Here is a 13,196-nt window from a genome sequence, read left to right on the forward strand (position 1 = left end):
CGTCCAGTTGGGGTGAACGATATCGCTGGGTTCATGCGCGAGCGATACGGCAGATGTCGTATTTCGTCGTCGGCGAGGAGGCTAATGTCGAAAGGCCCTGCGCCGCCAGGTGGCGCCGCCGTGGGAGATCAGCGCCGAGACGCTATCTCGACCGTGACCCGGTGATCGCCAATCCGGGGCAGCTACATATTTTTAGCGACCGCTATCGATCGATTCCTTGCCGTCAACACAGGCTGCAACGATCGCTTCGTGCAATTCCTCGCCGGTGATCGGCTTGTGCAGAATACGATGACCGCTGGCGATGGCTTCCTTGATCCGCGACGGCGAGGTATCGCCGGTCACGATAACGGCAGGGACCGAGCGGCCGATATGCGCGCAAAGAGCCTCGATTACGTCCAGGCCCGTAGCCCCATCTCCGAGGCGGTAGTCGGCAATGATCAGATCGACCGGTGCCTTGCCGGCCTCGATCGCCTCTGCATGAATCTGTTGCACCTCGGCGGCAGATCGGCCGGCATAGACGCGATGCCCCTGCAGTGTGAGCAACTGCACCATGATATCGAGAACATCCCTCTCGTCTTCCACGACCATGATGCCGACGGCGATGCCGGCTGGTGATGCCTTGTTGTCGGGCAAGGGCGTTTCCACCGCACTGGCTATCGGAACCGTAAGGGAAAACATCGAGCCGCGTCCGGTGACGGAGACCAGCTTTAGCGGATGTTGCAGCAGTACGGCGGTGCGGCGAACGATGGCGAGGCCAAGGCCGAGGCCGAGCGCGCGATCCCTCGCCGGGTTCTGCAATTGCACGAATTCCTCGAAGACCATTGCTTGCTGATCTGCGGGGATGCCGGGGCCGGTATCCCATATCTGGATTTCCACCGAAGCGTCGCGCCTACGGCAGCCGAGCAGAACGCCGCCGGATCTCGTGTATCGAAAAGCGTTCGACAGCAAATTGTCCAAAACCCGTTTCAGCATCATGGGATCGCTGTCCACCAGCAGACGGCTTTCAACAACACGCCAATCAAGGCGGCGATCCTTCGCCACGGGCGCGAATTCGCTGCCGAGTTGATTGAAAAGTTGCGACAAATTCACCGTCTCCTTCGCAACAGTGACGACGCCGGCATCGAGCCGGGAGATGTCGAGCAGTCCATTCAGGAGGGCGCTGAGATTGCCGACAATGGATTTTGCCTTGCCGGCCAGATCGCGAGCATCGCCCGATGCGACAGCGCCGCGGTGACCCAGCGCCGCGAGCGTGGCGATCAGTAGACTCAAGGCATGGATCGGCTGGCGCAGGTCATGACTGGCGGCCGCAAGGAAACGCGTTTTCGCATGATCGGCCGCTTGCGCGCGGTCGCGTTCTTCCTGCAGGTGGCTCACCAGTTCGACATTTTCCAGACGCAACCTGATGGTCTCACGCAGCATGTGGTACGTTGTGCGGCAGTAATAGAGATTGATGGCCACAAGCCCCGCAAGCAGGGAGAGATATGCGCCGGAGATATCACCTCCATTGGTAATAGAGCGTACCGTGATCGGCAGCACCGTTGCGATGATCGAGCCGACGAGAGCAGGCGGAAAGGCCGAGAGCGACGGAACGGTGCCGCAGATCAGACCGGTCAAAACGATGACCGTGAATGAAAAAGGAATGGGCGCCTCAGGAAGGAACCCAACCCAGCCGAGCATTCCCCACAGCAGGCCTGACACGCAGGAAAACGCCGCCGCAAGCCAGGCCCATCGCAACGCGGACGTCGGCTCTCTATCTCGGTTGAAGAACCGGCGCGCCGCCAGAACGCGTATGGCAGTGAGCAGATATAACGCGCCGAGCCATCCGATCAACCAGCTCGCCGATACGACGCTCCTCAGTACGTACGCTGCCGCCAGGGAGATCAGGATGTTGGCGACCACCACTCCGTAGGAATTGCGATATAAAAGCTCGACGAGCGCCTCGCGTATCTTCTCTTCTTGCATCGAAACCTCTTCGCGCGCCGGTCGGTGCGGCGGCTTCGTTCGCGAGTTGCCGTTGCGCTAGCCCGCTGGAAGGCCGAGACGAATTGCGTAGGCTGTCAATTCAGCACCGCTGTGCAGATCAAGCTTCCGCATCAGATTCTCGCGATGTTTCCGGGCGGTCAGCGGACTAATGCCGAGCCGGCTGGCGATGTCGCGGCTGGTGGCACCGTGAGGGATCATCCCCAGGATTTGCCGCTCGCGCCGTGTAAGCGTGACCGGAGATATGATCGCAGCCGTGGGCTCCGGGGAGTCGTTCGGGCCGTCATGCTGGTCCACCGCAAAACGAACCTCCTCCGCCACATAGGCGTTGCCTTTTCTGATGGCATCGACTGCAGCGATGAGCTCGGATGGATCGCCGCTCTTGGTCAAATAGCCATTCGCGCCCGCGGAAAAAGCTGCGCGAACGGAACGTGGCTCAACATTGGCGGTGACGACAAGAACTCGCAGCTCCGGCCATTCGGTTCTCAGGTTAGCTATGAATTGAAACCCGTTCACACCCGGCATGCCGAGATCGAGTATGAGAAGATCGACGGAGCTTTCGTTCAGCAGCCGGTGAACGGCTTCACCGTCCGCCGCTTCTCCACTGACCGTAAGCCTGTCCACAGTCGATAGAAGCTGTTTCAGACCTTGCCGGATGAAGGCATGATCGTCGGCAATGATCGTCCTCACCAGTCCGCTCATGTATCGCCCCGCTACAACGGCGCTAGGATATAAGTCAGATCCAATCAAAGATTGGAATCCATGCATTCATTTGCCTGATGATCTTAATACAAAATACGCGAGTTGCCGTATTTTTACATATGGCCGCTGAGGCTCAGGACTCGCTTCGTTATCGAAACCAACGCCGATCCAAAGCCCTTTGTCTGGACGGCCAATCCCAAACTCGTCCTCGTCGCTATCAAACGGGGGAAGCGTCAATCCACTAGTGCAGCTGTTGTCGCGGCCGGCGTCTATTCGGCCGCCAGCACGGCCTGGATATTCCGACCCGTGCGTTCGATATGCTCCCGCAGGATCCGTGTTGCATCGCGCGTGCGCCGCTCGATCATCGCATGGGCCATGGCCGTGTGTTCTGCAGGCACATCGCGATCCGGCTGATGCTTCTTCAGGAAGATGCGGCGATAGCGATCGCTCTGGTCGTGCAGCGTCGCACAGAACTGCCGCAGCAGCGGCATCTGGCATGCCGAGATCAGTTCGGCATGGAAGGCGCGATGCGCAATCTCCCAGGCTTCCTGTTCAGCCGCCGAGCGTGAGCCGCGCTTGCAGCGGCTGAGCTGATGCAGCGAGCCGAGCACGCGTCCTTCCCAGGCGACATCGCCGTGTTCGATGGCTTCCTTGACGGCGAGGCCTTCGAGTTCGACGCGCAGCCGGATGATCTCGGCAAGATTGCTCGCAGAAACCGGCGTGACGCGATAGCCGCGCTGGTCGATCAGCGCGACGAGTCCGTCATTCTCCAGACGGCATAGCGCTTCGCGGAGCGGGCTGAGGCTGACGCCGAAGGCGGTGCGCAGGCGATCAAGATTGAGTTTGCTGCCCGGCAGTAGGTCGCCGCGCATGATGGAGTCCCGCAAGCGGGCGACGAGCGTGGTGGACAATGTGGTCGGGATCGCGCCGGCCGTAGTGGTGTGTGCGGTGCTCATGATGCCTGTCCGATGCTCTCGAAACCGTAAAGCGAAGCCGGATTATCCACCAGTGCCAATTGCTGCGCTTTGGGATCCGGCAGCCAGTGCGGGATGAGATCGACGAGGTCGCCATCGTTCGGCATCGCGACCGGGCAGATCGGATGCGGCCAGTTGCTGCCCCAGAGGATGCGGTCGGGACGCGCTTCGACCACGCGCGCGATCATCGGCAGCATGTCGCGATGCGGATAGGGCTCTGCAGAGAGGCGATACAGGCTGGCGAGCTTGACCCAGCAGCGGTCGGTGTCGAGCAATCGCAGCAAGGTTTGGAACGGTTCGGAGTCGACGCCTTCTGCAGCGCTGATCCGGGCGAGGTGATCCAGCACGAACGGACTGCTGACCTGCATCAGTTGCGGCGCGACATCGACCAGTTCGCTCGCTCTGTTGAAATGCAGCACGAGGTGCCAGCCGAAATCGAAGGTCTCGTCCGCGAGGCCCGCCAGATGCGCAAAGGATGCGCCGCCGCTGACGACGGTGGACATGCGGCAGCCCCGCATGCCGCGGAGGTGCATGTCTTCGAGCGCCTGTTGCGGCAGGCCCGACGGGATCACGGCAACCCCGCGCAGTCGTCGCGGATTGAGGTCGAGGGCCGCGAGGGTCGCACTATTGTCGGTGCCATGAGCGCCGCCATGCACGATGACGGCGCGGTCGATCCCGAGCGTTTCGTGGAGCTGCATCAGGTCGTCATAGGTGCAGTCTTCGGGCGTGTAGCTGCGCTGTTCGCTGAACGGAAATTCGGCCTGCGGGCCGAAGACGTGGACATGGGTATCGCAGGCACCACGCGGCATCACGAATGCCGGCCGCTTTGGATGGCGATCGGGGCCGGGGCAGGGCTTCGGTGGGGCGCCATGCGTATGCGCACTCATCGTGGCAACTCCCTTCAAATAAGCGATCTTTGTTCGCTGAAAATAAACGGTGGCAATCAGCCGATTTGACGACAGCCTTAAGTAGTGCCAACATAAAATCGACGAAGCAAGAAAAATCGATTATTTGGAGGTTCGCATGCGGCACGTGGTTTCTGCACTGGTGGCTCTGGTCATGGTTTCGCTGGTCGGCCAGGTTGCCCATGCAGGGTTTCCCGAACGCGGCATCAAGATCGTGGTGCCGTTTCCCGCCGGCGGATCGAACGACGTCGTTGCCCGCTTGCTTGGCACCAAGCTGCAGGAGCTCTGGGGACAGCCGGTGGTGATCGACAACCGTGCCGGCGGCGGCGGCAACATTGGCGCGGATGCAGTCGCGCGCTCGCCCGCTGATGGCTATACGTTGCTGCTGACGGCGCCCGGACCGCTCGCGGTCAATCAGTCGCTCTACGCGCAACTCCCCTTCAATCCCGCGCAGGATTTCACGCCGGTGGCGTTGATCGCGTCGGTTCCGATCGTGTTGGCGGTCAATCCGGGCGTGAAGGCGACGACGGTGGCGGAGCTGATCGCGCTCGCCAAGGCATCGCCGGGCAAACTCAATTTCGGCTCGTCCGGCCTGGGATCAACCAATCATCTGGCCGGCGAGCTGCTGAAGGCGCGCGCCGGCATCGATATCGTCCATGTGCCGTATCGCGGCGCGGCGCCGGCGATGAATGACCTGATCGCCGGTCAGATCCCGATGATGTTCGACAACATGCCCGCCATTCGTCCGCAGGTTCAGGGCGGCACGATCCGCGCGATTGCCGTGGCCGGCGCAGCGCGCTCGCCTCTGTTCCCGGAGCTGCCGACGATGGCGGAGGCGGGTGTCGCAAATTTCGAGGCGTCGTCATGGTTTGGCCTCGTCGCGCCGGCCAAGATGCCGCCGGATGTGACGAAGGTGCTGATCGACGGGGTGACCAAGGTGCTGAAGGACCCCGACATGGTGAAACGCCTCGCCGATGTCGGCGCCGAGCCCGGCACACTGTCAGGCGACGCGTTCGCTGCGTTTCTGCGCACCGAGTCGGAAAAATGGGGCCAGGTGGTGAAGACAGCGGGTGCCAAGGTCGAGTAGGACCTCGGCGGTAATCGATTTGAAAACGGGAATCATATGACGAAGAAAATTACTGAACTCGACGAGCTGAAGTCCCGCTACGAGACCATGATTGGCTTCACGCCGCCGAAGATCGCCAAGCGGCTCGAACTCGGCATGCGCGTCGATCCCGCTTTGGTCACGGCGCTGGAGGACTGGCGGATTGCGGCGCTGACGCCGACGGCACTGGACCAGAAGACCGTGCAATTGATGTCGTTCGCAATCCTGCTGGTCCAGACGTCTGAAGCTGCTGCCAATCACGCAAAGGCTGCGATCAAGGCCGGGGCCACGCTTGAGGAACTGCACGCAAGCGCCGGAATCGCGGCGCTGTTCCGCGGCGTTGCAGCCTTCAACATGGCCGGCGAAATCCTGGCCGGTCTGTTCCCGGAGACGGGTCAAAAGACCGGCGGTTGATACCGCCGCTGCATCTGCCGATATCGGGGTGATTCAGGCGCGGTTTTCCCTGCGTCACCCCGCCACACCTGTATCCGCCAGATTACCAAACCTTAATTCCCCTGCCAGCCCGCGGTAAGGTGGAAACCTCCATCTTCAGATCACACAAGGCGCCTTGCCCCCGCGCCGTTGCTCTGGAGATTTTCTCGATGTCCGACCGCCCCAACGATTTTTCCGAATTGCCGTCCTACAAGGCGTCCCGCCGTTCGCTGTTCTCTGCGCGTAAATTCGCGCTGATGGCGTCGGTTGTTGCGGGCCTTGGTGTTGCCGCTTATGGCCTGTCGCCCTCCAACGGTCCGGTCGACATCTTCACCACCACTGCGCATGCGCAGGTTGACAAGCAGGTCAAGTCGCAGGCCGCGCAGCCGGTCGGCTTCGCCGATATCGTTGAGCGCGTGAAGCCGTCGGTGATCTCGGTCAAGGTCAACATGAAGGAGAAGGTCGCATCGAAGGATGACGACAACAACGGCGACTCGCCGTTCCAGCCGGGCTCCCCGATGGAGCGCTTCTTCAAGCGCTTCGGCCAGGACGGCGTGCCCCCGGGCATGCGCGGTGGTCCGCGCGGCGGCGGCCGTGGCGTCGTGAGCGGTCAGGGCTCGGGCTTCTTCATCTCGGCTGACGGTTTCGCCGTAACCAACAATCACGTGGTCGATGGCGCCGACAAGGTCGAGGTCTCGACCGACGACGGCAAGACCTATTCGGCCAAGGTGATCGGCACCGATCCGCGTACCGATCTGGCGCTGATCAAGGTCGAGGGCCGCACCGATTTCCCGTTCGCCAAGCTTGCTGACGGCAAGCCGCGGATCGGCGACTGGGTGCTGGCAGTCGGCAACCCGTTCGGACTCGGCGGCACCGTGACCGCCGGTATCGTCTCGGCCTCGGGCCGTGACATCGGCAGCGGTCCGTATGACGATTTCATCCAGATCGATGCGCCCGTGAACAAGGGCAATTCGGGTGGTCCGGCTTTCGATACGTCGGGCGAAGTGATGGGCGTCAACACCGCGATCTATTCGCCCTCGGGCGGCAGCGTCGGTATCGCGTTCTCGATCCCGGCCTCGACCGTGAAGACGGTGGTGGCGCAGCTCAAGGACAAGGGTTCGGTCTCGCGTGGCTGGATCGGCGTGCAGATTCAGCCGGTGACCCAGGATATCGCCGACAGTCTCGGCCTGAAGAAGGCGGAAGGTGCGCTGGTCGCCGAGCCCCAGGCCGATGGTCCGGCAGCCAAGGCTGGCATCAAGTCGGGTGACGTCATCACCGCGGTGAATGGCACGCCGGTCAAAGATGCACGCGAACTCGCCCGCACCATTGGCGGCTTCGCGCCGGGCAACACGGTGAAGATCAACGTGCTGCACAAGGGCGAGGACAAGGTTCTGTCCATGACCCTCGGCCAGTTGCCGAACACGATAGAGGCGAAGGCCGATGTCGATAGCGGTGACAAGGGATCGTCATCGCGCGGCAGCGACGTGCCGCGGCTCGGCCTCACGGTCTCGCCCGCGAGCAGTGTCGCCGGTGCCGGCAAGGACGGCGTGGTCGTGACCGGCGTCGATCCGAAGAGCGCCGCTGCCGAGCGTGGCTTCAAGGAAGGCGACGTCATTCTCGAAGTCGCCGGCAAGAGTGTGACCAATCCCGGCGATGTGCGCGAGGCGATTGTCGCCGCGCACAACGACAACAAGAACAGCGTGCTGATCAGGGTTCGCTCGAACGGCTCCTCGAAGTTCGTCGCCGTTCCCCTCGCGAAGAGCTGATCACCGCACATGAACGGAGAGTGTCGCCGGCATAGTCGCCCCCGCTGACGGCTCTTTCCAGGGGGCGAGCCACAAACTCGCTCCCGCTGCTTCCTTTCGATGGAAAACGCCCCCCTCCGTTGAAAGGCCAATGGGCGGTGAAGTTCCCCCAGCTTCACCGCCTATTCTTCTTTCTGCCCCGAAGGATAACCGGCGGGCATTCCGCCGCCTTGCATGAAAGCCCGGTGCGCGCCATGGTGACCGAGACTCACAAGATCCACAGCGAATCCGATCCCCAGATGCGTCTGCTCATCATCGAAGACGACCGCGAATCCGCCGACTATCTGGTCAAGGCTTTCCGTGAGGTCGGCCATGTCGCCGATCACGCCAGTGATGGCGAGGAAGGTTTCGCGCTCGCCGATTCCGGCGATTACGACGTGCTGGTGGTCGATCGCATGTTGCCGAAGCGCGATGGACTCTCCGTTATCGGCGGCCTGCGCGACAAGGGTAACCGGACGCCGGCGCTGATCCTCTCGGCGCTGGGCCAGGTCGACGATCGCATCAAGGGCCTGCGCGCCGGCGGTGACGACTATCTGCCGAAGCCTTATTCATTCGCGGAGCTGCTCGCGCGCGTCGAAGTGCTGTCGCGCCGCCAGGGTGGTCCCGCCGAAGAAACGACCTATCGCGTCGGTGATCTCGAACTCGACCGGCTGTCCCATGGCGTGACGCGCGGCGGCCAGGAGCTGGTCCTGCAGCCTCGCGAATTCCGGCTGCTCGAATATCTCATGAAACATGCCGGGCAGGTGGTCACCCGCACCATGCTGCTGGAAAACGTCTGGGATTATCATTTCGATCCGCAGACCAACGTGATCGACGTCCATATCTCGCGCCTGCGCTCGAAGATCGACAAGGGCTTCGAGCGTCCGCTGCTGCACACGATTCGCGGCGCCGGCTATATGGTCCGCGACGGCATGAAGTAAGCGGCGGCCCCGTCGCGCATCTATGGCTGTTCTTCGTCGAACGGCGCGTTGATCACCAGTTCGACGACGGAGCTTGCCTTGTAGCCCGCCACGAAACGTTCGCCGAAATCGCGAATGAAGTTGTCGTAAGTGGTGCCGGGTTGGGTCCGGGCGATATGGCAGAAGCAGCGAGTCATTTTCTGCTTCATTCCCAAACGTGGAAATTCCGCGACAATTGCCGCAACGTCGCTCGGTGGAATAAGCTCATACTGCAAGCCGACGACATCGAAGCAGATGCCGGCGGTGCAGAGCGCGACTTCGGCTTCCTTGAACAGCCCAATCGACGGCGTGGAATTGAGCGCAACGCTATCCCAGATCAACTGTGCACGGCTTCGGTCGAAGCCATGCTCCCGTGCAAAGAGACGCGCGAGGTCGGCGCCTTCTACTTCGAAGCGACGCGGTCCGGCGAAGCGTTCATTGAGCGTGATGTCATGCAGTAGTGCTGCGACGGCGAGAACCTCGCCGTCGTGCTCGATGTTCTGCAGTTGAGCGAGCCGCACCGCAAACAACCATGACCTGACGACATGGTTGAACAGGTATGGTTCGCAACTGTTCCGGGCGTGGTCGATCGCGCTGGCGATGATGGCCGTATCGGGGACGGTCACTCCCGCCAGTTGCCTGTCATTGATCTGTTGCATGTTCGTCGCCTCGCTCTGTCGGACCGTGAAGGTTGCCTGTGCTAGCTCTTCAGGAATTTCAGCAGCTCGGCATTGACCTGATCTGCATGGGTCGCCGTGATGCCGTGCGGTGCGCCGGGATAATAGACATCCTTGGCACCCTTGATCAGCTTGGCTGATTTCACTGCGGAATCCTTCACGGGCACGATCTGATCGTCCTCGCCATGCAGGACGAGGGTGGGGATGTCGAACTTCTTCAGGTCTTCCGTGAAATCCGTCTCCGAGAATGCCTTCACGCTCTCATAGGCATTCTTCGCGCCGGCCTGCATGCTCCACAGCCAGAACTGATCCAGCGTGCCCTGCGAGACTTTCGCGCCGGGCCGGTTGGCGCCGTAGAAGGCGATCGCCAAATCCTTGTAATATTGCGACCGATCTCCGGCCACGCCGGCGCGGATGCCGTCGAACACCTCGATCGGCAATCCTTCCGGATTGGCTGGTGTCTTCAGCATGATCGGTGGCACCGCCGCGATCAGCACCGCCTTCTTCACACGCTTGGTGCCGTGGCGGCCGATGTAGCGTGCGACTTCGCCGCCACCCGTGGAATGGCCGACCAGCGTCGCGTCCTTCAGATCGAGCGTCTCGATGACTGCGGCGAGATCGTCGGCATAACCGTTCATGTCATTGTTGTTTGAGGCCTGGCTGGAGCGGCCATGACCGCGGCGGTCATGGGCGACGACACGATAGCCATGCTGGGCCAGAAACAGCATCTGGCCGTCCCACGCGTCCGCATTGAGCGGCCAGCCGTGGGAGAAGGTAACGACCGGGCCCTTGCCCCAGTCCTTGTAATAGATTTCGGTGCCGTCCTTTGTGGTGATAGTGCTCATGGTGCGATGTCCTTTGTGAGCGTGAGGTTTGGTTGGCTTGTCGTCGGCCTTGCCCTCGGCGATCGAGGGCAAGCCGGCAGTGATCGCGGTGATGGCGGCAGCTGCGAGCAGATCGCGGCGGGAGGGTGTCGAGCGCGGAACGTCGTCGGTCATGGTCGGTCCTTGGTTGGTGGAGAGCAGGTTGCGTCGATCAGCCCTTGAGCCAGTCGTCGAGATTTATCGCTCCGATGCGCGCGCCGGCATCGGGCGTCAGGGAGCGGTCATTGATCGGCGTGCCGAAATAACCCGCGTGGATGTCGGCGATGACCTGGCGTGGATCCCGCTTTGCCGTCAGATATTTGCGCCCGAGTGCGTCGAGCGGGAGCGGTTCGGGCCCGGCCACCTCGACGACGCCGTTCACCGGGGTGCCCAGGGCCAGGTCCACCATGGCGGCTGCCACGTCCGCAGATGCGATGGGCTGGATCAGGGCCGGCGCCAGGCGAATCACGTCGCCGTCCACGCCGCCTTGCACGATGGCGGGGATGAATTCGAAGAACTGCGTCGCCCGCAGGATCGTGTAGGGCATTCCAGACGCCTTGATGAGATCCTCCTGGGCCAGCTTGGCACGGAAATAGCCGCTGGCTTGAAGGCGCTCGGTCCCGACCACAGACAGGGCCAGATGATGCTGGACGTCTGCGGCCTTTTCCGCCGCGAGCAGGTTGCGGGTGGATGTCTGGAAGAATTCCATCACTGGCCCGTCCTCGAATGATGGTGAATTCGCCACGTCGATGACGACGTTTGTCCCGGACATGGCCTCGGCCAGTCCTTCCCGCGTCAGCGTGTTGACGCCCGTCGACGGCGAGGCGGCGAGGACCTTGTGGCCCAGCTTCCTCAAGCCGCTCACGACCTGCGTACCGATGAGGCCGCTACCTCCGATGACGACGATTTTCATGATATTTTCTCCCTTTCACACGGTGACGATCGTGTGGGCGGACCATGCGCCGCGGCGCACAGGAAGACTTTGCCGCAATCTTCGTTTTCTCTTGAGTTTCGCTTGGATGTTCGTTCAGAAAGGGCCGGCTGGCACGTCACCGCCGATGGCGCGCGACAGGCCAGTTGTGGGGTCGGTTCTGTTGCCTCCTGAAGGTCTTGACGGTTCATTGCCGCCGGCCGAAAACGCAGGCAGTCATGGAGCGCCGAGTGCCGTATCTGTTCGCAGGCTATGTCCTCGATCCCGACCGCAGAGAGCTGTCGCATGGCAGCGACAAAGTGGCGATCACGCCGCAGGCTTTCGACCTGCTGCTGCATCTGGTGAAGAACCGCGACCACGTCGTCAGCAAGGATGCCCTTCTCGATGCCGTGTGGGTGGGACGGATCGTGTCCGAATCGACGCTGGCCAGTCACATCAATGCGGTACGCAAGGCGCTGGGCGATAGCGGCGATGAACAGCGGCTGCTGAAGACGGTGGCGCGCAAGGGATTTCGTTTCGTCGGCGATGTGACCGAGACGGCAATGCCGGCGCGGTCTGACGCGGCGGTTGCCGATCACGCCACATCGACGGTGAACCCGGACGCCGCGCTGACGTTGCCCGATCGGCCTTCGATCGCAGTGCTGCCGTTCCTCAATCTGAGCGGCGATCCGCAGCAGGACTATTTCGTCGATGGCATGGTCGAGGACATCATTCTCGCGCTTTCGCGGCTTCGCTGGCTGTTCGTCATCGCCCGCAATTCCAGTTTCACGTTTAAAGGCCGTGCCGTGGACGTCCGCGAGGTCGGGCGCGAACTTGGCGTGCGCTATGTACTGGAAGGCAGCGTGCGCCGTGTGGCGAACCGCGTGCGCATCACCGGACAGCTCGTGGATACCACCACGGGCATGCATCTGTGGGGCGAGCGCTTCGAGAGTGTTGTTGATGACATCTTCGATCTGCAGGACCAGGTCACGGAAAGCGTCGTGGGCGCCATCGCGCCGCAGCTTGAATTTGCCGAGATCGAACGCGCCAAACGGAAGCCGACTGAAAGCCTCGACGCCTATGATTACTACCTGCGCGGACTGGCGAATTTTCATGTGTCGACGCGCGATGGAATCGATGCGGCATTGGCGAATTTCTACAAAGCCATCGAGCTCGATCCAGACTTCGCTGCGGCCTATGGGATGGCTGCGGGATGCTTCTACTGGCGCAAGATGAACCGCTGGCTTTCCGATCGTGTGGCTGACGGGCGTGAGGCGGCGCGGCTTGCCGAGCGCGCTGTGACGCTTGGCAAGAACGATGCGGTAGCGCTGACACGTGGCGGCCATGCCTGGCCGCATTTCGGCGGCGACCTGCATGCCTGCGTCGCCTATGTCGATCGTGCGCTGGTGCTCAATCCCAATCTCTCGACGATCTGGTACCTCGGCGGCTATCAACGCGTCTCGCTCGGCGAACACGACGAGGCCATCGCCTATTTTTCACGCGCCATGCGGCTCAGTCCGCTCGATCCCGAGACATTCCAGATGCATACGGGAATCGCGATGTCGCATCTCTATTCGCGACGCTTTGATACCGCGCTCGATTGCTTGCGGGAGGCGTCGCGCGAGGTGCCGAACATTCTTCGGGTCGCCGCATTCCAGGCCGCTGCGCATGCCCTGGGTGGGCGAATGCAAGAGGCGCGTGAGGCGATGGGCCATGTGCGCCGGCTCGATCCTACATTACGGCTCAGCAATATTGACGACTGGCTGCTGGTGCGGCGACCGCAGGACTTCGCACTTGCATCGGAAGGCCTGCGAAAAGCCGGCCTTCCGGAATAAACTTGGCTGAAAGATAAAATTCCTGCAGTCGGGCGACATTACCAACATCTCATATTCACGCCCTGTTTGT

At 61.9% G+C, this 13,196-nt stretch carries 12 protein-coding genes; 5 read left to right on the forward strand and 7 right to left on the reverse strand.

Annotated elements, in window-relative coordinates:
* Window positions 1-192: 192 nt before the first annotated feature.
* The 4 genes from CHC01_RS25105 to CHC01_RS25120 all read right to left on the reverse strand — a co-directional run bounded on the left by CHC01_RS25105 (window position 193) and on the right by CHC01_RS25120 (window position 4,543).
* Window positions 193-1,962: a hybrid sensor histidine kinase/response regulator gene (locus tag CHC01_RS25105; protein WP_089267092.1), complete on the reverse strand. Its 1,770-nt coding sequence runs from the start codon at window positions 1,960-1,962 to the stop codon at window positions 193-195.
* Window positions 1,963-2,019: 57 nt separating this feature from the next.
* Window positions 2,020-2,682: a response regulator gene (locus CHC01_RS25110; RefSeq protein WP_089267093.1), complete on the reverse strand. Its 663-nt coding sequence runs from the start codon at window positions 2,680-2,682 to the stop codon at window positions 2,020-2,022.
* Between the two features lie 269 nt (window positions 2,683-2,951).
* Window positions 2,952-3,638 (reverse strand): GntR family transcriptional regulator, encoded by a 687-nt coding sequence (locus CHC01_RS25115; RefSeq protein WP_089267094.1) that lies wholly within the window; start codon window positions 3,636-3,638, stop codon window positions 2,952-2,954.
* Entirely contained in the window at window positions 3,635-4,543 is a 909-nt protein-coding gene (locus CHC01_RS25120) for an amidohydrolase family protein (protein WP_089267095.1), read from the reverse strand. Before CHC01_RS25120 ends, CHC01_RS25115 begins: the two co-directional genes overlap by 4 nt.
* 136 nt (window positions 4,544-4,679) lie before the next feature.
* Between CHC01_RS25120 and CHC01_RS25125 the strand changes: the two genes are divergently transcribed.
* From CHC01_RS25125 to CHC01_RS25140, 4 genes are all read left to right on the forward strand, one after another.
* Window positions 4,680-5,648: a Bug family tripartite tricarboxylate transporter substrate binding protein gene (locus tag CHC01_RS25125; RefSeq protein WP_089267096.1), complete on the forward strand. Its 969-nt coding sequence runs from the start codon at window positions 4,680-4,682 to the stop codon at window positions 5,646-5,648.
* 36 nt (window positions 5,649-5,684) lie between these two features.
* Complete coding sequence (locus CHC01_RS25130; RefSeq protein ID WP_089267097.1) at window positions 5,685-6,080, forward strand: carboxymuconolactone decarboxylase family protein; 396 nt, start codon at window positions 5,685-5,687, stop codon at window positions 6,078-6,080.
* Window positions 6,081-6,268: 188 nt separating this feature from the next.
* Window positions 6,269-7,864: a Do family serine endopeptidase gene (locus tag CHC01_RS25135; RefSeq protein WP_089267098.1), complete on the forward strand. Its 1,596-nt coding sequence runs from the start codon at window positions 6,269-6,271 to the stop codon at window positions 7,862-7,864.
* A 278-nt stretch (window positions 7,865-8,142) separates the two neighbouring features.
* The gene (locus CHC01_RS25140; protein WP_089267309.1) at window positions 8,143-8,823 is read left to right on the forward strand and encodes a response regulator transcription factor; all 681 of its coding nucleotides are present in this window, start codon (window positions 8,143-8,145) and stop codon (window positions 8,821-8,823) included.
* Window positions 8,824-8,843: 20 nt separating this feature from the next.
* Here CHC01_RS25140 and CHC01_RS25145 read toward each other — a convergent pair whose 3' ends face one another.
* From CHC01_RS25145 to CHC01_RS25155, 3 genes are read right to left on the reverse strand one after another with little or no spacing between them, the layout of a single operon-like run.
* The gene (locus CHC01_RS25145; protein ID WP_089267099.1) at window positions 8,844-9,500 is read right to left on the reverse strand and encodes an HD domain-containing protein; all 657 of its coding nucleotides are present in this window, start codon (window positions 9,498-9,500) and stop codon (window positions 8,844-8,846) included.
* Window positions 9,501-9,541: 41 nt separating this feature from the next.
* The gene (locus CHC01_RS25150; RefSeq protein ID WP_502695684.1) at window positions 9,542-10,516 is read right to left on the reverse strand and encodes an alpha/beta fold hydrolase; all 975 of its coding nucleotides are present in this window, start codon (window positions 10,514-10,516) and stop codon (window positions 9,542-9,544) included.
* 37 nt (window positions 10,517-10,553) lie between these two features.
* Window positions 10,554-11,294 (reverse strand): SDR family oxidoreductase, encoded by a 741-nt coding sequence (locus CHC01_RS25155; protein WP_089267100.1) that lies wholly within the window; start codon window positions 11,292-11,294, stop codon window positions 10,554-10,556.
* A 248-nt stretch (window positions 11,295-11,542) separates the two neighbouring features.
* Here CHC01_RS25155 and CHC01_RS25160 point away from each other — a divergent pair, with 248 nt between their 5' ends.
* Window positions 11,543-13,126: a winged helix-turn-helix domain-containing tetratricopeptide repeat protein gene (locus tag CHC01_RS25160; protein WP_089267311.1), complete on the forward strand. Its 1,584-nt coding sequence runs from the start codon at window positions 11,543-11,545 to the stop codon at window positions 13,124-13,126.
* Window positions 13,127-13,196: the final 70 nt, after the last annotated feature.

Origin of the sequence: Tardiphaga sp. OK246, from assembly GCF_900188215.1 — a bacterium.
GTDB lineage: Bacteria > Pseudomonadota > Alphaproteobacteria > Rhizobiales > Xanthobacteraceae > Tardiphaga > Tardiphaga robiniae.